General features: G+C 61.8%; 19 protein-coding genes. 6 read left to right on the top strand and 13 right to left on the bottom strand.

What is annotated here, in order from left to right; all coding sequences use genetic code 11:
- Nucleotides 1-14: 14 nt before the first annotated feature.
- Together MGMAQ_RS12540 and MGMAQ_RS12535 are read left to right on the top strand one after the other, a co-directional pair.
- Nucleotides 15-929: a carbohydrate ABC transporter permease gene (locus MGMAQ_RS12540; RefSeq protein WP_046021802.1), complete on the top strand. Its 915-nt coding sequence runs from the start codon at nt 15-17 to the stop codon at nt 927-929.
- A gap of 3 nt (nt 930-932) precedes the next feature.
- Complete coding sequence (locus MGMAQ_RS12535; protein WP_046021801.1) at nt 933-1,802, top strand: carbohydrate ABC transporter permease; 870 nt, start codon at nt 933-935, stop codon at nt 1,800-1,802.
- Between the two features lie 87 nt (nt 1,803-1,889).
- On the opposite strand, the gene MGMAQ_RS12530 is transcribed toward MGMAQ_RS12535, so the two are convergent.
- From MGMAQ_RS12530 to MGMAQ_RS12490, 9 genes are all read right to left on the bottom strand, one after another.
- A complete protein-coding gene (locus tag MGMAQ_RS12530; protein WP_046021800.1) occupies nt 1,890-2,252 on the bottom strand; it encodes a cupin domain-containing protein in 363 nt (120 codons plus the stop codon).
- The gene (locus tag MGMAQ_RS12525) at nt 2,245-2,913 is read right to left on the bottom strand and encodes a cysteine hydrolase family protein (protein WP_046021799.1); all 669 of its coding nucleotides are present in this window, start codon (nt 2,911-2,913) and stop codon (nt 2,245-2,247) included. The genes MGMAQ_RS12530 and MGMAQ_RS12525 overlap by 8 nt, the downstream gene beginning before the upstream one ends.
- Before the next feature lie 10 nt (nt 2,914-2,923).
- Nucleotides 2,924-4,468 carry an ABC transporter ATP-binding protein gene (locus MGMAQ_RS12520; RefSeq protein ID WP_046021798.1) on the bottom strand — a complete coding sequence of 515 codons (1,545 nt, stop codon included), beginning with the start codon at nt 4,466-4,468 and terminating at the stop codon, nt 2,924-2,926.
- The gene (locus tag MGMAQ_RS12515) at nt 4,465-5,148 is read right to left on the bottom strand and encodes a cysteine hydrolase family protein (RefSeq protein ID WP_046021797.1); all 684 of its coding nucleotides are present in this window, start codon (nt 5,146-5,148) and stop codon (nt 4,465-4,467) included. Before MGMAQ_RS12515 ends, MGMAQ_RS12520 begins: the two co-directional genes overlap by 4 nt.
- Nucleotides 5,141-6,145 (bottom strand): formamidase, encoded by a 1,005-nt coding sequence (locus tag MGMAQ_RS12510; protein ID WP_046021796.1) that lies wholly within the window; start codon nt 6,143-6,145, stop codon nt 5,141-5,143. Before MGMAQ_RS12510 ends, MGMAQ_RS12515 begins: the two co-directional genes overlap by 8 nt.
- Nucleotides 6,146-6,160: 15 nt before the next feature.
- Complete coding sequence (locus MGMAQ_RS12505) at nt 6,161-7,093, bottom strand: ABC transporter permease (RefSeq protein WP_046021795.1); 933 nt, start codon at nt 7,091-7,093, stop codon at nt 6,161-6,163.
- Entirely contained in the window at nt 7,093-8,160 is a 1,068-nt protein-coding gene (locus tag MGMAQ_RS12500; RefSeq protein WP_046021794.1) for an ABC transporter permease, read from the bottom strand. Before MGMAQ_RS12500 ends, MGMAQ_RS12505 begins: the two co-directional genes overlap by 1 nt.
- Nucleotides 8,160-9,281, bottom strand: coding sequence for a BMP family ABC transporter substrate-binding protein (locus MGMAQ_RS12495; protein WP_046021793.1), 1,122 nt, complete (start codon nt 9,279-9,281; stop codon nt 8,160-8,162). Before MGMAQ_RS12495 ends, MGMAQ_RS12500 begins: the two co-directional genes overlap by 1 nt.
- A gap of 126 nt (nt 9,282-9,407) precedes the next feature.
- On the bottom strand, nt 9,408-10,316 hold the full coding sequence (locus tag MGMAQ_RS12490) for a LysR family transcriptional regulator (RefSeq protein WP_046021792.1): 909 nt from the start codon (nt 10,314-10,316) through the stop codon (nt 9,408-9,410).
- Between the two features lie 185 nt (nt 10,317-10,501).
- Here MGMAQ_RS12490 and MGMAQ_RS12485 point away from each other — a divergent pair, with 185 nt between their 5' ends.
- Nucleotides 10,502-12,757: an NADP-dependent isocitrate dehydrogenase gene (locus MGMAQ_RS12485; protein ID WP_046021791.1), complete on the top strand. Its 2,256-nt coding sequence runs from the start codon at nt 10,502-10,504 to the stop codon at nt 12,755-12,757.
- A 2-nt stretch (nt 12,758-12,759) separates the two neighbouring features.
- On the opposite strand, the gene MGMAQ_RS12480 is transcribed toward MGMAQ_RS12485, so the two are convergent.
- From MGMAQ_RS12480 to MGMAQ_RS12465, 4 genes are read right to left on the bottom strand one after another with little or no spacing between them, the layout of a single operon-like run.
- Nucleotides 12,760-13,272, bottom strand: a complete 513-nt coding sequence (locus MGMAQ_RS12480) for a YdcF family protein (protein ID WP_158498857.1) — start codon at nt 13,270-13,272, stop codon at nt 12,760-12,762.
- A 4-nt stretch (nt 13,273-13,276) separates the two neighbouring features.
- Nucleotides 13,277-13,600 (bottom strand): multidrug efflux SMR transporter, encoded by a 324-nt coding sequence (locus tag MGMAQ_RS12475; RefSeq protein WP_046021790.1) that lies wholly within the window; start codon nt 13,598-13,600, stop codon nt 13,277-13,279.
- Nucleotides 13,601-13,611: 11 nt separating this feature from the next.
- Nucleotides 13,612-14,739 (bottom strand): CaiB/BaiF CoA-transferase family protein, encoded by a 1,128-nt coding sequence (locus tag MGMAQ_RS12470; RefSeq protein WP_046021789.1) that lies wholly within the window; start codon nt 14,737-14,739, stop codon nt 13,612-13,614.
- Entirely contained in the window at nt 14,736-15,338 is a 603-nt protein-coding gene (locus tag MGMAQ_RS12465) for a bifunctional 2-polyprenyl-6-hydroxyphenol methylase/3-demethylubiquinol 3-O-methyltransferase UbiG (protein ID WP_046021788.1), read from the bottom strand. The genes MGMAQ_RS12470 and MGMAQ_RS12465 overlap by 4 nt, the downstream gene beginning before the upstream one ends.
- Before the next feature lie 112 nt (nt 15,339-15,450).
- On the opposite strand from MGMAQ_RS12465, the gene MGMAQ_RS20450 reads away from it, so the two are divergent.
- The 3 genes from MGMAQ_RS20450 (at nt 15,451) to MGMAQ_RS20760 (ending at nt 18,744) form a co-directional block, all read left to right on the top strand.
- Nucleotides 15,451-17,130 carry a methyltransferase domain-containing protein gene (locus MGMAQ_RS20450; RefSeq protein ID WP_158498856.1) on the top strand — a complete coding sequence of 560 codons (1,680 nt, stop codon included), beginning with the start codon at nt 15,451-15,453 and terminating at the stop codon, nt 17,128-17,130.
- A gap of 428 nt (nt 17,131-17,558) precedes the next feature.
- Nucleotides 17,559-18,356: a phage head morphogenesis protein gene (locus MGMAQ_RS12455; protein ID WP_046021787.1), complete on the top strand. Its 798-nt coding sequence runs from the start codon at nt 17,559-17,561 to the stop codon at nt 18,354-18,356.
- Between the two features lie 199 nt (nt 18,357-18,555).
- Entirely contained in the window at nt 18,556-18,744 is a 189-nt protein-coding gene (locus MGMAQ_RS20760; protein ID WP_148560946.1) for a hypothetical protein, read from the top strand.
- Nucleotides 18,745-18,755: the final 11 nt, after the last annotated feature.

Here is an 18,755-nt window from a genome sequence, read left to right as displayed (position 1 = left end):
AGGAACGGTTGGATATGGCTGCTGCAAACGTCAAGCGTATCACTCCCTACATGTTCCTCGCCCCGGCGGCGGTGATCATGATCATCGGGTTGCTCTATCCCATTGGCTACATGGTCTATGCCAGCTTCCTGGACTGGAACCCCAGTCAACGGATCGGTGAGGCCGAATGGGTCGGTTTTCGCAATTATTTAAACTTACTTCAGGATGCCAGCTTCCGGGAATCCATGACGGTGACCCTGAAATTCTCATCCATCGTGGTGATTTCCGAAATGGTGATCGGGGTCGGATTGGCCCTGTTGCTGGACCGCAATATTCGCGGCGTTTCTGTTTTACGGACTATTTTTATCCTGCCGATGATGATCGCGCCCATCGTGGTCGGTCTCATGTGGCGTTATATGTACCACCCTTCGGTGGGTATCTTTAATCAGACGCTGAAGAGTTGGGGCTTTGAGGCCATTCCCTGGCTATCGGATTCCGGCTGGGCGCTGACCTCCATCATCATCGCCGATGTCTGGCAATGGACTCCGTTTATCTTCATTCTTGCCCTTGCGGCCTTGCAATCATTGCCCACCTCGGCCATGGAGGCTTCGCGTATCGATGGGGCCTCGGGCTGGCAACAGATCCTCTATATCAAGCTACCCTTGATGATGCCGGTGTTGGTCGTCACGGCGCTTCTGCGGCTGATCGACGCCTTCAAGGTACTGGAAGTGATCTTGGTCATGACCAACGGCGGTCCCGGGCTGTCGACGGAAATCATGTCCCTGCGCATCGCCCGAACAGCCTCGGAATTCCGAGAACTGGGGGTCTCGGCGGCCATGTCGAATTTCCTGCTGCTGCTGCTGCTGGCACTGACCGTCTTCATGTTCATCTACAACAAGGTCGTTGAAACCCGTGCCGCCAACGTCCGGCAAGAAGCGGAGAAGGGATAGATCATGAGCAACCCGACAGAACGGCAAAACCCGGCATTCTATGCCCTGATGCTCGCCCTGATCTTGATGTCCATCGGGCCGATCTACCTGATGCTGACCACCTCCTTGCGGCTCAATGTGGACATCATGAGCGATGCCTCGGCCTTGATCTTCATGCCCACCTTGCAGAACTACGAGACCGTGCTTTGCAATGTGCTGTGGTATGACCCGGCCCATGTGGACTACTGCGATCCCACCTTCGGACGGGCCTTGGGGAACTCGCTGACCGTGGCCCTGGTTTCCACCGGTATCACTCTGGTGGTTGGCTGCATGGCGGCCTATGCGCTGGTCCGTTTCCGCTTCATGGGGCGGGGCACCATGTCCATGACCACCTTGATGATGCGCATGGTTCCGCCCGCCGTGCTGCTGGTGCCGGTGTTCGGTATCTGGACCTTCCAGTATCAATTGGATGGCACCACCGCCGGTATCATTCTGGTCTACGTGGCCATGAATCTGCCGTTCGTGATTTGGATTTTGCAAAGCTTCATCGTGCAGGTCCCGATCCAATTGGAAGAAGCCGCCCGCATCGATGGCGCCAATGCCTTGCAAGTGTTCTTCCTGGTAGTGCTGCCGGTGATCAAGCCGGGTCTGGCCGCGGCGTCCATCTTTACCTTCCGCATCGCCTGGAACGAGTTCCTGATCGCCAATGCGTTGTTGGATCGCAACACGCGCACGGTCCCGGTGACCATTGTGAATTCCCTGACCGAGTATGACATCAACTGGGGTGTGATCATGGCGACCGGCATGCTGCTGGCCATTCCGCCGATCATCTTCACCTTCGTCGCCTCGAAGCAGATCATCACCGGCATGACCGCGGGGGCGGTCAAAGGGTAAGGGCAGGCGTCAACAACACCCTCGCTCCCTTAGCGCCTGTCGGGTCTAATCAGACCCGATGGATAGGCGCGACCCTATTGGAATCGATCACGATGTGGTCTTGGTAAACCGGACCGGCTGTTCCCAGATGGCCAGCACCAGGCAGCCCTCTTCGCTGCGAACCGCATGGCCGGTCCCGGGGGGATTGATCACCAGGCTGCCCGCCTGGTGACAGCCGTTGTCGTCGGTCTGTGACCCTTCCAGGACCAAAATATACTCGAACGCCGGGTGTTGGTGCGCGGGCACGGAGGCGCCGGGACCGTAGCGCAAAAAGGCCGACGACGGCCCTTCTTCGCTGTCTGGGCGATGAACCCAGCTGATCTCAATCCCCTCGCGAAAGGGTTCCCAGTCCCGATCATCCCATTGCCGGGGATTGGAGAGGAGGGCAGGGAAGACCAGCGGCTTATCCATCCAAGGCCTCCAAGACCGCGTATAGATCCGCCGTCCAGCCGACGATACCGCCCTGGGCGCGGACCATTTCCAGGGTTGCCTGTTTGAATTCAGGGAAATAGCTGCCGGTGCAATCCGCTACCAGCAAGCAATCGAAGCCGCGATCATTGGCCTCGCGCATGGAGGTTTGCACACAAACCTCGGTGGTGACGCCGGCAAAGATCAAATGGGTAATACCATCATCGGCAAGCCTATGAGTCAGGCCCGTCTTGTAGAACGCTCCCTTGCCCGGCTTGTCGATGATCGTCTCTCCCGGCAGGGGGGCCAGGGACGGCACGATGTCATTGCCCGGCTCGCCGCGCACCAGGATCCGGCCCATGGGCCCCGGATCGCCGATGCGCAGTTTGCAGCTTCCCCGGTTGCGCTTGGCCGGGGGGCAATCCGACAGATCCGGCAGATGGGATTCCCGGGTATGGACGATTTCCAATCCGGCGGCGCGGCAGGCGGCGAGCAGCTTTTCCGTCGCCGGGACCACCGGGGCCAGTTGCGACACATCGTTGCCCAGGGCCTCGCCGAAACCGCCGGGCTCCAGGAAATCGCGCTGCATGTCGATGACCACCAGGGCCGTGGTGGCCGGATCGAATTCAAAGGCAAAGGGCAGGGCATTGGCGATGACGGGCATGTCTGTCTCCTCAATGACCGGCCATGTGGCGACCGATGACGGTCAGGTCGGCCTCGGCGATAGGCGTTTCGTGAGTCAATTGGCCGTGAAACATCACGCCGATGCGGTCGGAAAGTTCGAGGATTTCATCCAGGTCCTCGCTGACCAGCAGGACCGCCACGCCCCGGTTGCGGGCCGCCATGATCTGTCCCCGGATGTCGGCGACCGCGGCAAAGTCCAGGCCGAATACCGGATTGGCCACCACCAGCACGTCCACGTCGCCGGACAGTTCCCGGGCCAGCACGGCGCGCTGCACATTGCCGCCCGACAGGGTGGCGATGGGGGCATCGGGCGACGGACATTTGACGTTGTAGCGGCCAATCAATTCCTTGGCCTTGCGCCGCATGGCGCCCCGGTCCAGCCACCAATTGCCCCGCGCCTCGGGCGGACGGTCGAAGGTCCGAAAGGCCATGTTCTCGGCGACACTCATGCGGGCCACGCAGCCATTGCGCAGAGGCTCCTCGGGCAGACAGAAGACCTTGTGGCGGCGCATTTCGGACCGGGTCGCGCCATAGGATTCACCATGAACCGCCATGCCGCCGCCGGTCTGTTTGCGTTGTCCGGACAGCACCTGAACCAGTTCCTTCTGACCGTTGCCCGAGACCCCGGCAATGCCGAAGATCTCGCCGCCGCGCAGGGCCAGACTGACCCCCTTGACCGCCGAATGGCCGGTATCGTCGTCGGCGGTGATCTCCTTGAGTTCCAGCCGTACCGCGCCCGGCACCTCATCTCCCCGGGCCATGCCTTGCTTGACCAGGTTTGCACCGACCATCATGCGGGCCATGTCATCGGGGGTCAGGTCGGCGGTCAGCCCGCCACCCACGTAGCGGCCACGACGCAGCACCGAAACCTCGTCGGCGAAGGCCATCACCTCGCGGAACTTGTGGGTGATCATCAAGACGGTCAGCCCGTCCGTGCGGGTCATGTCGCGGATCAGGCCGAGCACCTCGTCCGCCTCGCCGGGAGTCAAAACCGAGGTGGGTTCGTCGAGGATGAGGAATTTGCAGCCCAGATAGAGCTGCTTGAGGATCTCGACCTTCTGCTTTTCCCCTGCCGCCAAGTCGCGGGCACGGGTATGCAGGGGAACCTGGAACGGCATGTCGGCGATGAAAGACTCCACACCGGCCTGTTCGGCTTTCCAGTCGATCACCAGCGGCAGGTTGCTGCGCGGCAGAACCAGGTTTTCCAGCACCGTCATATGCGGCACCAGGGTAAAATGCTGATAGACCATGCCCAGCCCCAGTTCCTGGGCGATCTGCGGGTTGGCAATATCATATTCGTGGCGGCCCACCTGGATGCTGCCGTCGGTGGCCGGGTGAAAGCCCATGGCGCATTTGACCAGGGTGCTCTTGCCCGCGCCGTTTTCACCCAGCAGGGCATGGAAGCTGCCCGGCGCCACCTTCATGGAAACATCTTCCAAGGCGGTGAAATCCCCGAATCGCTTGGTCAGTCCCAGCACCTCCAAACCAATGGGATGCTTGGCGTCGTGGAAGATTTCGACCATCGCCGCGTTCATGGCAATCCGTCGATCAGATCTTTGGAGGTGGCCACGGCGCCGAATACGCCGCCCTGCATGGTCACCATTTTGACCGCATGGTCATGATTGCCCCGGTCGGTGGCGCCGCAGCAATCCTGGAGGATCACGCATTCAAAGCCCCGGTCATTGGCCTCGCGCATGGTGGTATGGACGCAGACGTCGGTGGTGATGCCGGTCAGGATGATGTTCTCGATGCCCCGGGTGCGCAGGATCAGTTCCAGGTCCGTGGCGCAAAAGGAGCCCTTGCCCGGCTTGTCGATGATCGGCTCGCCATCGATGGGGTAAAGGTCCGGGATGATGTCCCAGCCCGGTTGGCCGCGCACCAGGATTTGGCCGCAGGGCCCCGGGTCGCCGATCCCGGCGCCGATCTGCTGCGATCGCCAGCGCTTGTTGGCGGGCAGGTCCGACAGGTCCGGGCGATGGCCCTCGCGGGTATGGATGATCAGATAACCTTTCTCCCGCATGGCCGTCAGCACCGCCTTGATCGGCTCAATGGGGGCCCGGGTCATGGAGATGTCGTAGCCCATCTGGTCCACATAGCCGCCGATGCCGCAGAAGTCAGTCTGCATGTCGATGATGATCAGGGCCGTGTTGTCGGGCCGCAGATCGCCGTTGTAGGGCCATTTGTAGGGCGTGGAATTGATGAAGGTCTCAGCCATTGGGGTTCCCCTTGAATTCGCGGGTCGGTGCATCGAAGCCGCAGGACGTGCCGTCGGTGACTTCCACCTGGTCCTCCCAGGGCAGCTTGTATTCTCCGGCCATCAAGTCCTGCATGTAGGTATAGGGGCAGTCGCGGGCCCCACCCTTTACGGCGACATAGGCCCGGTGGCCGAATTGATAGATGTTGTTTTCCACCCCCCATTGGGTACGGGCCTCGCGCACCAGATCGGGGCGCACCTCGGCGGTGATGATCTCGTCTGGGCGGCCACCACCATGGGCGATGATGGTGCCGTCGAAATTGACGATCATGCCCTCGCCCATGGAATCGAAGGTACCGTCGGAGCCGCACATGCAAACATTGGCGGTCACCATCAGATTGCAAAAGGCATTGGACTGGTTGGTGAATTTCCAGCTTTCGCGGACCGGCGCGGTATAGCCCGCGGTGCGGATCATGATCTCCGCCCCCTTGTAGGCCGCCTCGCGGGCCATCTCCGGGAACATGCCGTCATGACAGATGATCAGCGCGATCTTCGAGCCGTTGGGACCATCACAGACCGGGATGCCCCTATCGCCGGGTTCCCAGGGCTCCACCGGTACCCAAGGGTGTAGCTTGCGGTAATAGAGCTGGATTTCCCCCTGGTCATCGATGATCAGACCTGAATTGTAGGGATTGCCCTCCGGATTCTGTTCCATGATCGAGAAGCAGCCCCAGATTTGATTGTCGATACAGGCCTGCTTGAAAGCCGCCACCTCCGGGCCGTCGAGGGAACACAGGATCTCCGGATTGGTATCCATGGACAGGCCATGCAGGGCGTATTCGGGAAACACCACCAGATCCATGGTCGGCATGTTGCGGCGCGCCTTGGCCACCATGGCAACGACCCTTTCGGTCTGGGCCGCCAACTGCTGCTTAGTTTCGACCACGGGCAACTGCAATTGCACCATGCCCAGCACCACGCCGTTGGAGGATTTGTTGAGACCGCCGAGACCGCTCATTGCAAATGGTTCCTTCTATCTTGTCACACTCAACTCGCCCGGGGCGCCGGAGAAGCGCTTGGTGGACGACGAGGTGAGGATCATGATGCCGAGGGTGAGGATGTAGGGTGCCGCGTTGAACAGGTAGTAGCCCTGGGTAATGCCCACCGCCTGCAAGGCTGGGCCCAGGGCCCCGGCACCGCCGAAGAGCAGCGAGGCGTAGAAGCAGTACAAGGGGTTCCAGCGGGCGAAGATGACCAGCGCCACGGCGGTGATGCCCTGACCACTGGACAGGCCCTCGTTCCAGCTGCCCGGATAGTAGAGCGACAGGAACGAACCACCGACCCCGGCCAGGAAGCCGCCGGCCATGGTGGTCAGTAGGCGCACCCGGTCGACCGAAAAACCGGCGGCGCGGGCGGCGTCCTCCGAATCCCCCACGGTCCGCAGCATCAGCCCCCAGCGGGTGCGATTGAGGAAGAACAGGATCGCCGGGGTCAGCAGCACCCCGAACACGAACAACACATTGATTTCCAGCGCCGAGCGAATTTGCGGGATATCGCTCCACCAACCCAGATGGAAAGCAGGCAGATTGGGTGCCTGGGGCTGAATGAAGCCCTTGCCGAGGAAAAAGGCCAAGCCGGTGCCGAACAGCATCAAGGCAATGCCCAAGGCGATATCATTGACCTTCGGCATATTGCAGATCACCGCATGCAGCAGCCCAAAGCCACTGCCCACCAGCCCCGCCACCAGTACCCCGAGCCAAGGCGAACCACTGAGATAGGACACCGCGTAGCCCGCCATGGCGCCCATCACCAAGGTGCCCTCCAGGCCCAGATTGATGCGGCCCGAGCGTTCGGTCAGGCATTCGCCGAGACTGACCAGCAGGAACGGCGTGCTGACCCGGATGGCCCCGGCAAAAATGGCCAGGGGCACGGTCCAGAATCCCAGATCGGCGGCGGCGCCTTCCATTACCCCACCTCTCGCGGTTTGAAGATTCTGAAGCGGCCATAGAGGGTCTCGCTGGCCAGAATGACCACGAAGATAATGCCTTGCAGCACCAGCACCGTGGCATCGGGCAGGTCCAGGCGGCGTTGCAGCAGGCCGCCGCTGGCATCGATGCCGCCCAACAAGATAGCGACCGGGATCACCGCCAGGGGATTCTGCCGCGCCAGAAAGGCCACCAGAATGCCCGTATAGCCATATCCGGCGGCCAGGGGGGCGTTGGCGGCGCCATGCACGGCGGCGACCTCGACCATGCCCCCCAGCCCGGCGGCGGCTCCGGCGATGAAACAGGTGATCATCAACAGGCGCCCCACCGGCAGGCCAGACATGGCGGCGGCGCGCGGATTGCCGCCGACCATGCGGGCGCCAAAGCCGAAAGTGGTGCGGTACATCAAGATGTAAGTGCCGATGCAGAACAGGATGCCGAAGACCAGCCCCCAATGCACATCCATGCCGGGGATGGCGCCGATCATGTTGGCATCGCCGATGGAGGGCGTGGACGGCTTGTTGAGGCTGGCCGGATCGCGCATGGGTCCGGAGACCATGTGATTGAGGATGGCGATGGCGATATAGGTCATCAGCAGGCTGGAAATGGTCTCGTTGACGCCGCGATAGTGGCGCAAGGCACCGCACAGGGCGATCCAGGCACCGCCCGCCAGCATGCCGCCCAAGGCCATGGTCAGTTGTACGGTCAAGGGCGCCGAGCCCTCGGGTAGGGCCAGTCCGGCGGCCACACCCATCAGGCCTCCCATGACCAAGGCCCCTTCGCCGCCGATGATGACCAATCCCAATTGGGCGGGCAGGGCGGTGCAGAGCGCCGCGAGGATCAGGGGCGCGGCCCGCTGCAGGGTGTTCTGGATGGAAAAAGCGGTGCCGAACGCGCCCTTGTACATGAGCGCCAGCACCTCGAACGGATCGACCCCGGCCAGTGCCACGAAGATCCCGAACAGGATCAGGGACACCACCAGGGCCGCCACGGGAAGGAAGAGGGCTTCCGAAGCGGCAAGCAAGCGGTTCGGAAGTCCGGTCATCATCAGGCGCCGCCGATGACGCCCTTGACCAACCAGTCCATGGACTCGAGCCAGATGTCGGTCTGACCGTGGGCCTTGCCGGCCGGAATGATGGTCTTGCCCTTGTTGGTCTCAATGGGGCCCTTGTAGATGACCATGTCCCCGGCCAGGAACTTGGCCTTGACCGCGTCGGCGTGTTTGCGGGCTTCGGCGGAGGCCGCCGGGCCGTAATCGGACATCTTGACGATGCCTTCCTTCAGGCCGCCGCGCACCAGATTGGGAATGGTCTTGCCGCCGGTGAACATGGTCACGTAGTCGGCATAGACCTTGGACCAGTTCCACTCGGCCCCGGTGAGGTAGCCCTTGGGGGCCAACGGGGCCTGGGAGGCATGATAGCCGCAGGTGAACAGGCCGCGCTTCTCGGCGGTTTCGACCACCACCTTGGGGCCGTCCACATGGCAGGTGACCACGTCGACGCCTTGGTCGGCCAGGCTGTTGGTGGCTTCGGCTTCTTTCACCGGCATGGACCATTCACCGGTGAAGATCACCTGGGTGGTGATGGTCGGATCCACCGACTGGGCGCCGAGGGTAAAGGAGTTGATGTTGCGCAACACCTGCGGGATGGGCTTGGCGGCCACGAAGCCGAGCTTCTTGGTCTTGCTGGCGTAGCCCGCGACGATGCCGGAAATGTATTGGGCTTCGTCGATGTAGCCAAAGTAGCTGCCGGTGTTCTTGGGGTGCTTGTCGGCGCTCCAAAGGCCCCCACAATGCAGGAAGGTCAGGTCCTTGTACTTCTTGGCCATTTTCAGCATATGCGGATCGAAATAGCCGAACGAGGTGGGGAACAGCAGGGTCGCGCCGTCCAGGTTGATCATGCTCTCCATGGTCTTTTGCACGGCCACCGTCTCGGCAACGCTTTCTTCCTCGACCACCTTGATACCCGGCATGCCTTTCAGCGCCGCCGCGCCTTCCGCGTGGGCCTGGTTGTAGCCGTAGTCATCGCGGGCGCCCACATAGATGAAGCCCACGGTGGTGGTCGCCGCCAGGGCGTGACGCAGGGGGGTGACGGCCACCGCGCCCAGGGCGCCGGTTGCCGCGAGACCGCGCAAGAACAGGCGGCGGTCGAGAGGGGTGTTGCTGGCCATGTCGAATCTCCGATGCTGCTGGACAGAGAGAAGTCCCGTTTACTGGAAACAGACTACTCATGCCCTAGCGCTACGGAATACTGCTAAAAAAGCCTCGTAGTGATGTGATAAATGCAGCGGTGAGCCTCAGGCGCAGTCAAACCGTTGGGCAAAGCTTTCCAGAAGCTGCTGGGCGAAGCGGGCCGCTGCCACGGGTAGCGTGCGTCCCTTGAGCTGTCCGAACCGCAGAACACCGGGCGGCACGTCCCGCTCATCCAAGGGCAGACTGACCAATCCCGGTTGCTGGTTCTGGGCGGGCAGGCCGATGGGAATCTGAAAGGTCAGGATATCCTCGGCAAGGGCATGGGAGCGGAGAAACTCGAAGCTATCGGATTCGATGACCGGGTCCAAGGTCATGGAAGTCCGCGGCACCGCAGCTTCCAACAGATGGCGAACCCCATAGGCCTCGGTGGGCAGGGCGACGGGATGGGCCAGACAGTCGCGCAGGCGAAGCTTGTCCTGGGAGGCCAAGGGGTGGTCGGCGGTCATCACCGCATGGACAGGCTGGCGGACAGTCAACAGGACCTCGAACTCGGCCATGCGCACCGGCTCGAACACCAAGGCCAGATCGGCGCTCATGGCCACCAAGGCCCGTTCCGCCGCTTCCCGGTCGCGCAGCAGCACGCCGAAGGTCACCGCCGGGTGGGCTTTGCGATAGTGGGAGATTTGCTCGGGCAGGAAGTAGGGGATGAGAGCCTGGCTACAGGCAATGGCAATATGGCCGCGCCGTTCCCCCGACAGGTCGGCGATCTGGCTTTTGACCCGCTCCATGTCGCTCAATTGCGAGCGGATATGGTGAATGAAGATCTCACCGGCCGCGGAGAGCCGAACGCCACGCGGCAGGCGTTCGAAGATTTGGACGCCCAGATCCTCTTCCATGGCCAAAATCCGCCTGTTCAGTGCGGTTGAGGTGATGGCCAGGGTATCGGCGGCCTTGCGGATGGACCCGGCGCGGGCAACGGCCTCGATATAGTGTAAAGGCAGCAGGTGTTTCATGGATTCCTTCTCGTGCGCTGCAAAAATTGCATCGTGATGATGGGAAGGTAGCAGGATCGGGAAGCGCTCTCAACAGACCCAACGGCTCCGGCGCAACAGAGTCCCTGACAATCTCCGAGCAATGCTTTAAAACCGACGCCCAGGGGCGCCGAAGGACAGCAGATCCGGCAAACAGGCGCCGCACGATGCAGGCCGAGGGAACAGCGAAACGGATCGGAGATAAGGCAGTGCAATCTGACATCATCTACACCAAAGTCGACGAAGCCCCGGAACTGGCGAGTGGCAGTTTTCTGCCCATTATTCAGGCCTTCACCAAGGCCGCGGGCATTTCCGTCGGCACCAAGGACATTTCCCTCGCCGGACGCATCATCGCCCACTTCCCCGACTCCCTGACCGCCGAGCAACGCCAATCCGATGATCTGGCGGAACTGGGCGAACTGGTCAAAACCCCGGGTGCCAATGTCATCAAGCTGCCCAACATTTCCGCCTCGGTCCCGCAATTGAAAGCCGCCATTCAGGAACTGCAGGGCCAGGGATATGCGCTGCCCGATTATCCCGAGGACCCGCAGACCGAAGCCGAGAAATCGGTTCGCGCAACCTATGACAAGATCAAGGGCTCAGCCGTCAATCCGGTGCTGCGCGAAGGTAATTCCGATCGCCGCGCGCCCAAGGCGGTGAAGGAATTCGCCAAAAAGAATCCGCACCGCATGGGGGCTTGGAGCGCCGATTCGAAAACCCATGTGGCTTCCATGTCCGGCGGTGATTTTTTCTCCAACGAGACATCCGTTACCTTGGACAAGGCCGGAAACGCGGTGATCGAATTCGTCGGCTCCGATGGCACGTCCCAGGTGCTCAAGGCCAGCACGCCTTTGCAAGCGGGTGAAGTGGTCGATGCCACCTTCATGAGTGTCCAGGCCCTGCGCGCCTTCCTCGCCGAGCAGATCGCCGATACCAAGACGCTGGGCATCCTATTTTCGCTGCACATGAAGGCCACCATGATGAAGGTCTCCGACCCGATCATCTTCGGCCATGCAGTGACCGTTTATTTCAAGGACTTGTTTGACAAGTACGCCGAGACCTTTGCCCAGTTGGGGGTCGATCCCAACAATGGTTTCGGCGACGTTTTGGGCAAGATCCAATCCCTGCCCAGCGATCAACAGGCCGCCATTGAGGCCGACATTCAAGCTGTGCTCGAGGCGCAACCGGACATGTACATGGTCAATTCCGACAAGGGGATCAGCAATCTGCATGTGCCCAGCGACGTAATTATCGATGCTTCCATGCCGGTGGTCATTCGCGGCGGTGGCAAGGGCTGGGGCCCCGATGGGGCCGAGGCCGATACCAAATGCGTCATCCCTGACAGCTCCTATGCCGGGGTCTATGCGGAGACCATCCGCTTTTGCAAGGAAAACGGCGCTTTCGATCCCTCGACCATGGGCAGCATCTCCAACGTCGGTCTGATGGCCCAAAAGGCCGAGGAATACGGCTCCCATCCGCAAACCTTCAAGGCGCCGGGCACCGGTACCCTCCGGGTGGTCGTGGACGGGGCGTTGATCCATGAGCATTCCGTGGAAGAGGGCGATATCTGGCGTATGTGCCAGGCCAAGGACGCGCCGATCCGTGATTGGGTCAAACTGGCCGTCAAGCGGGCCCGGGCCTCTGGCAGCCCGGCCGTATTCTGGCTCGACAAAGAACGCGCCCATGACGCCCAACTCATCGCCAAGGTGGAGGCCTATCTGCCCGAGCATGACACGGACGGCCTGGACATCCGGATTCTATCGCCGATGGAAGCCACCCGCTTCTCCCTCGACCGCATGAAGCGCGGCGAGGACACTATTTCGGTAACCGGCAACGTGCTGCGCGACTACCTCACCGATCTGTTCCCGATCCTCGAAGTGGGCACCAGCGCCAAGATGCTGTCCATCGTCCCCTTGATGAATGGCGGTGGCTTGTTCGAGACCGGTGCCGGTGGGTCTGCGCCCAAACATGTGCAGCAGTTGGTGGCCGAAGGGCATTTGCGCTGGGATAGCCTGGGTGAATTCGCCGCCTTGGGAGCGTCGTTGGAACATTTGGCCGATACCACCGGCAATGCCCGCGCCGCGCTGCTTGGCAAAACCCTGGACACGGCTACGGAGCAGGTGCTGCTCAATGGCAAATCGCCGAGCCGTAAAGTGGGCGAGATCGATAATCGGGGCAGCCACTTCTATATCGCCCTTTATTGGGCCCAAGCGCTGGCGACACAGTCCGATGATGCCGATTTGGCGGCCCATTTCGCCCCCATGGCCGCGCAGCTGGCGGCCAACGAGGCCAAGATCGTCGAAGAACTGGATGCGGCACAAGGGGCTCCGGTGGATCTGGGCGGGTATTACCACGCCGACCCGACCCGTGTGGCGGCGGCCATGCGGCCCAGTCCGACCCTGAATGGCATCATCGACGGCTGACGTTAGAAATCCTTGTCCGGTGGCGGGAGGACCAGGCTCAGGTAAGCATGCTTGACCCAGGACAGTACCTCCCGCCCGTGGGCGATGGCCCAGGCGATGCGGCTATCCCCCGGGGCACGATCCACGGGGGCGCCGGAAACGGTCAACCCATGGCGCCGGAACATGTCCTTGGCCCGGGGCAGGTGGAAGCGGTCTGACACCAGCAATAAATGGCTCCAGCCTCGCTCCTTGGCTATGAGCCGCACCTCGTGGGCGTTCTCCCAGGTACTGCGGGAACGGTCCTCGACCAGAATGAACTCTGCCGGAACCCCCGCCGCCAGAGCCAAATCACGCATCACATGGGATTCAGGTATGGCATGGCTGACCGCGCCGCCGCTCATGATCAAGGGCAGGGGGCCTTTGTTGTTATAACAACGAACCGCGACTCCTACCCGACGGCGCAAGGCAGCACTGGGAGAGCCATCTGGCAGCACCGAGGCGCCGAGAACAACGATGGCCTCGGGGGATGTCTGCACGCCGTCAGGCCCTGCCATTGCTCAGGTGCAGGCCGACCACGCCGATGATGATCAGACCGATGGAGATCATCTTCAAGGCGGTCACCGGTTCCTTGAACCACAGAATGCCGATGGTCGCCACCAGCGCCGTGCCGACCCCGGCCCAGACCGCATAGGCCAGGCTCAGATCCAAGGTCTTCATCACCAGGATTAACAGGCTGAAGCTGCTTGTGTAGAACACTGCCACCAGCAGGGTCGGCACCAGGTTGGTGAATCCGTCGGAAAACTTCATCGCCGTGGTCCCAGCCACTTCCAGCAAGATTGCAAGGGTCAGCCAGATCCAGGCCATGAAAGAATCTCCTATTTGAATTCTTCGCGGATTGCCGCGCTTTGTTCACCAATGGCGGGCACGGCGCCAGGCTGAGTTTGGTCCCCGTCATGGATGGCGGGCGGGGCGGGCAAGTCTACAGGGCCGCTGGGGGTTTCCACGGTCATTCGGCGCAGCATGGGATGGGCGGCGAATCCGTCCACCTCGTTGAGGATACCGTAGGCCGTGCGGGCCCGGTCCAGCAAGGCCAGTGCCGGATCCCGGTCCAATTGGGCGAAGCGGGCGGCGACAGCGGCTTCCAGGTCTTCCCGATGAGTTACGCGGGACTCCGGATTGGCGTAGGGACCCTCACTGGCCCAGGTCGGTTCAAGCATGAAGACGTCGCAAAAGGCAGCCCATTCCCGCTCGTTCTGGATCGACAGGATCACGTCGGTGCCGTCTCGGGTGGTGAACCGGCCATAAGGGGCGATGGAGGGATGGCGCAGGCCGACCCGGGGCGGGGCCTTGCCGCCATAGACCTGATGCAGCAAAGGAACGGTCATCCAATCGGCCATGCCATCGAACAGGGAAACCGACAAATGGCGGCCTTCACCCGTCTGGCCCCTTTGAATCAGAGCTTCCAAAATGGCCTGATAGGCGTACATCCCCGCCGCGATATCGCAAACCGAGACACCCACCCGTCCGGGGGCTTCCGGCGTGCCGGTGACCGAACAAAGGCCGGTTTCCGCCTGTACCAGCAGATCATAGGCCTTGCGGTCGCGATAGGGTCCCTCGTCGCCATAGCCGGAAATGGAACAGGTGATCAGCTTGGGGTGTTTGTGGCGCAGTTCGGTCGGGTCGAACCCGGCCCGCGCCGCCGCGCCGGGCGCCAGGTTCTGGATGAATACGTCGGCCCGGGCAAGGATGCGATGGAGCAAGGCCGCGTCTGCCTTGTCTTTGATGTCCAGCACCAGGGATTCCTTGCCCCGGTTGAGCCAGACGAAATAGGCGCTCTCGCCATGGACCACTGAATCATAGCGGCGGGCGAAATCGCCCTCGGCCCGCTCGATCTTGATCACCCGCGCCCCGGCATCAGCCAGACGGGACGAGCAATAGGGGGCCGCCACCGCCTGTTCCAGGGCCACCACCAGCAGCCCGGCGAGGGGGCCCCCCGTGGTCATGGTTTCGTCGCCACCAATCGGGTGACGGCGGCCTTGCCGTAATGCAGGGGCCCCTCAGAGAGCTCGGTCAGGCATTCCTCCAGGATCTCGATGTCGAGCCCCGCGAAATCCGCCCGCAGAGTCTCGGCGGCATAGAGCATGTCGGCCACCGGGGGGCCGCCGGTCTTGTAGGTCAGCTGATCCGGATGAAACACCTCCATGATCAATAGGCCGCCGGGCTTCAGGGCGTCGGCCATGGCCCGGTGCACGGTGGGGCGCTGGTCGGAGGGGAAATGGACGAACAGGGTGGCCACCAGGTCATAGGCCGCCACCGGCCAGTCCCAGGTCAGCAGATCGGCCTGTTCGGTGCGGAGGGTGACCTTACGGGACTGGGCCAGTTTTTGCGCCTTGGCCAGCCCGCTGGCGGCGCCGTCCACCGAATGGACGTCAAGCCCCTGTTGCGCCAGCCAGACCCCGTTGCGGCCCTCGCCGTCGGCCACCGCCAGACAGGTTTGACCGGTTTTTAGCCGGTGGGCCTGAGAGACCAGGAATTCATTGGGGGCGGTGCCATAGACATATTCATCCGTGGCGTAGCGGTCCTGCCAGGACAGGGGGGGCATGATTGGACTCCTTGTGCTCACTATTGGGTACCATCTGGGCCATGATGGCGCGTTTGTCCAGTCCTCTGGTCTGTCTCTGGCACAACATCCTGAATCATCTTACATAGGGAGCATGAATCGCAACCCGCCCAATCCCGAGTCCCAAGCCTGCTTCGGTGATCTGGCCCGCGCCGGACGGACCGACGCCTGGACCTATGGTCTGGCGTTCGTGGTGATTCTCGGCGGCTGGATTGTTTTGGAGTTCGCCACCATTTTAGGGCTGGCGGCGCTTTACAAGGACTGGTCCTGGAGTATTTCCAGTGCCTGGTCGGCCTTCCTGCTGGCCATCGATGGGCAGGCGCGGGACACGATCTATACCCTGGTGGTGCTGGCCTCGGTGGCGGTCATGCTGCCGCCGTTGTTCGTCGCCGTGCGGTTCATCCACCGGCGGCCCTGGCGCAGCCTGCTCACCGGTCGGCGGCGCTTCGACTGGACACTGATGCTCTATAGCCTGGGGCTCGGACTGATTCTCAACGGCGCCTTGTTCTTCGCCATGGCGGGCACCGGAGGGGCCGAGATCGTCTTTGACTGGGATCCCGCTGTGTGGCTGCTGGCCTTGGTGCTGCTGCCCTTGCCGCTGTTGGCCCAGGTGACCGCCGAGGAGACCCTGTTTCGGGGCTATATCTATCAGTGGGTGGGGCTGTTCACCGCCAATACCTGGGTGCGTATCCTCATCCCCGCCGGGCTGTTCGCCGTGATGCATCTGCCCAACCCGGAACTGCAAAGCGGCGGCTATTGGGCCCTGGCCGATTATTTGCTGTTCAGCCTCTATGCCGGATTCCTTGTTTACCGGACCAATGGCCTGGAGGCCGCCATCGGCATGCATGCGGCCATCAATCTGCTGGTCTCTCTGATCATCACCTATCCCGACTCGGTGCTGCCCGGCGCCGCGCCCTGGGCGCTGGAAGAAATCGCCTGGGACTGGATGGCGCTCTTGTCGCTGATCGCGGTGGTGCTGCACTATGTGCTCCTCCTGCGGCTGTGCCCCGTCGCGCCGCCGCCATCGTCCAAGCAAAGGAAACCGACCGTGCCCCTGCCCGTCAAACGTAACGCCGACAGCCTCATTGAAACCTTGGCCCTGAAGGACAAGCGGGTGCTGGACGTGGGCTGTGGCGGCGGTCATATCGCCCGGCTGATGGCCGGCCAAGGCGCCCATGTGATCGGCCTGGACCCCAACCCGGTGCAATTGCGGATCGCCGAGGCGGAAACGCCGGTGGCCGACGAGACCTATCAGGCGGCGGGGGGCGAGGCGCTGCCTTTCGACGACGAGTCCATGGAACTGGTGGTGCTGTTCAACAGCCTACATCACCTGCCGCCCGAGACCATGGCCCCGGCCCTGCGCGAGGCGGCCCGGGTGCTGGTGCCCGGCGGCCATCTGTATATTTCCGAGCCGGTGGCGGAGGGGCCGTTCTTCACCCTGATGCAGCCCATCGACGACGAGACCGAGGTGCGCGCCCTGGCCCTGGCGGCCATCGACAACGCGGAGGATCACGGTCTGCGGGAAATCACCCGCGCCGTCCATCTGCACCCCATGCGCTATCCCGACTACGAGACCTTCGCCCAGCGTATCGGCAACATCGACCCCACCCGGCGGGCCAAATTCGCGGCGCTGGACGCGCGCATGCGGGCGGCGTTCGAAGAGTTGGGTGAGACGCGGGACGACGGAGTCTGGTTCCATCAGCCGACCCGGACGCATTTGTTGGGGAAGGGGGTAAGAGGGCTGGAGCACATTCGGTCTACCTCCAACCGTTGACCAACTGAATCGGCGGAATCTCGATCAAGCTCGCCGCCACCCCAACTAATATTCACGGCTCGGACCGCTTCTCCGAAAGGCGGTTCAGACTGCTGACACAGTGTTGTCCTAAGGCCCGCGTCACCCTTCGTCCCTCGACAAGCTCGGGATGAGGAAGCTCAGGGTGAGGCTAACAAGTTGAAAATTCGAAGGGCCTCATGCTGAGCCTGTCGAAGCATGTGTCGCCACAGGCTCGAAATCGGACTTTTTCAGCAACCGGGTTTTTTTCTGTTTGAATTCAGCGTATTGCACAGATCCGCGCCGAATGGTGATCAACGAAAATAGGCCTGTAAACGCACAACACTGTTTTTGTTCCTTGATCACAGAATGAATGCGCCATATGTTCTCTTTTTGTTTGTGATTATTCATCTATTTCAGGAGTCAGAATAGTGCCTTCCGCTTTCCCTCCCAGCCGCCGGGCGCGTGCCTTCGCCGCCTTCGCCAATCCAGCCGATTACGATTGGGATTGGAGGAAACCCGTATCCAATGATGTGGCGGAAGGGGTGCTGTCCCGGCCCATCGAGACCTGGACCACCTCGGACATGGCCCGGGTCATGGGCGCGGACTGCTATCACGAATCCTTTCACCGCAATCACAAACAGGCCACCGAGAAGGTTTATGACTGGTTCAAATGGGCCTTTCCCGAAGACCCGGCGGAACGGGACCAGGTCAAGACCCATTGGTCGGCCAGCCCGTTCCTGGAATCCGAAGACCGCCGTCAGGTGGATGCCACCCTGGCCGCCCGCCATGCGGCGCGGGCCCTAACGGGCATGGGCCGCTACGGCGACACCATCCTGGCCCACCTGACTCCCGAGGAAGCGCGCTTCCTGCACGAGGTTACCGACGGCGGGTCGATCAATCCAAAGACCGGGCTGCTGGAGTTCTGGGAGGCCAGGACCCGATCCGATGATGACGCGGAAAAGAAGGAAGGCACCTATATCTGGCGCACGGTCGGCGACAACAAGGTGCGCTCCTCCCATGCCGACCGGGAGGGGCAGACCTTTTCATGGGACGATCCCCCCGAAGGCGGCCATCCCGGCGAGGCGCCCAATTGCCGGTGTTGGGCGGAGGAGGTTGAGAAGAAGGATTGCGATAAAATCGCAGAGGCACTAGATCACGTCGTGTTTGATCGGATTCGATCAAACATGAGAAACGTGATCGATTCCAATAAGATCGCGCGTGTCTAGCGGGTCCGATTGGACCCGACACGCGCTAGAGGCCGCGTGGCGCAGGCATGATGCTCTGCATGGGCCTATCATAGATGCGAAAGTCGAGGTCAACGTCATTACAGATCATCTCGCGGAACTGCGGGATGAGCTCGAGGAAATTAAAGCAAACCTATCGCTAGCCAGAATCCCAGGACGGATAAGCGGTTGGTATGGAGCAGTGCCTGTCTCCGTTTACATTGCCCTGTTAGAGCAGCAAAAAGCGATGGTGGAAAGGCAGATTGCGGTCAAGGATCGTGAACTCAGTGGCGCGAAAGAGAAGCTGGAGCAGCTCGAGCACAAACAACAAAATCACTACATGAATGCAATCGAATATGACCGCCGATACAAAGAGTGCATGGGGGAATAGTATGCTGACAT

The organism is Magnetospira sp. QH-2 (assembly GCF_000968135.1).
Lineage (GTDB): Bacteria > Pseudomonadota > Alphaproteobacteria > Rhodospirillales > Magnetospiraceae > Magnetospira.
Note: the sequence above shows the minus strand (reverse complement) of the source record. Positions and strands in the feature narration are given on the sequence as shown.

Coding starts and splice junctions, on each gene's coding strand:
- MGMAQ_RS12520 (WP_046021798.1), bottom strand. CDS start 4,468: ATGAACGCGGCGATGGTCGAAATCTTCCACGACGCCAAGCATCCCATT.
- MGMAQ_RS12515 (WP_046021797.1), bottom strand. CDS start 5,148: ATGGCTGAGACCTTCATCAATTCCACGCCCTACAAATGGCCCTACAAC.
- MGMAQ_RS12465 (WP_046021788.1), bottom strand. CDS start 15,338: ATGCCCCCCCTGTCCTGGCAGGACCGCTACGCCACGGATGAATATGTC.
- MGMAQ_RS12470 (WP_046021789.1), bottom strand. CDS start 14,739: ATGACCACGGGGGGCCCCCTCGCCGGGCTGCTGGTGGTGGCCCTGGAA.
- MGMAQ_RS12485 (WP_046021791.1), top strand. CDS start 10,502: ATGCAGGCCGAGGGAACAGCGAAACGGATCGGAGATAAGGCAGTGCAA.
- MGMAQ_RS20450 (WP_158498856.1), top strand. CDS start 15,451: ATGAATCGCAACCCGCCCAATCCCGAGTCCCAAGCCTGCTTCGGTGAT.
- MGMAQ_RS12510 (WP_046021796.1), bottom strand. CDS start 6,145: ATGAGCGGTCTCGGCGGTCTCAACAAATCCTCCAACGGCGTGGTGCTG.
- MGMAQ_RS12525 (WP_046021799.1), bottom strand. CDS start 2,913: ATGCCCGTCATCGCCAATGCCCTGCCCTTTGCCTTTGAATTCGATCCG.
- MGMAQ_RS12495 (WP_046021793.1), bottom strand. CDS start 9,281: ATGGCCAGCAACACCCCTCTCGACCGCCGCCTGTTCTTGCGCGGTCTC.
- MGMAQ_RS12500 (WP_046021794.1), bottom strand. CDS start 8,160: ATGATGACCGGACTTCCGAACCGCTTGCTTGCCGCTTCGGAAGCCCTC.
- MGMAQ_RS12505 (WP_046021795.1), bottom strand. CDS start 7,093: ATGGAAGGCGCCGCCGCCGATCTGGGATTCTGGACCGTGCCCCTGGCC.
- MGMAQ_RS12490 (WP_046021792.1), bottom strand. CDS start 10,316: ATGAAACACCTGCTGCCTTTACACTATATCGAGGCCGTTGCCCGCGCC.
- MGMAQ_RS12530 (WP_046021800.1), bottom strand. CDS start 2,252: ATGGATAAGCCGCTGGTCTTCCCTGCCCTCCTCTCCAATCCCCGGCAA.
- MGMAQ_RS12540 (WP_046021802.1), top strand. CDS start 15: ATGGCTGCTGCAAACGTCAAGCGTATCACTCCCTACATGTTCCTCGCC.
- MGMAQ_RS12475 (WP_046021790.1), bottom strand. CDS start 13,600: ATGGCCTGGATCTGGCTGACCCTTGCAATCTTGCTGGAAGTGGCTGGG.
- MGMAQ_RS12535 (WP_046021801.1), top strand. CDS start 933: ATGAGCAACCCGACAGAACGGCAAAACCCGGCATTCTATGCCCTGATG.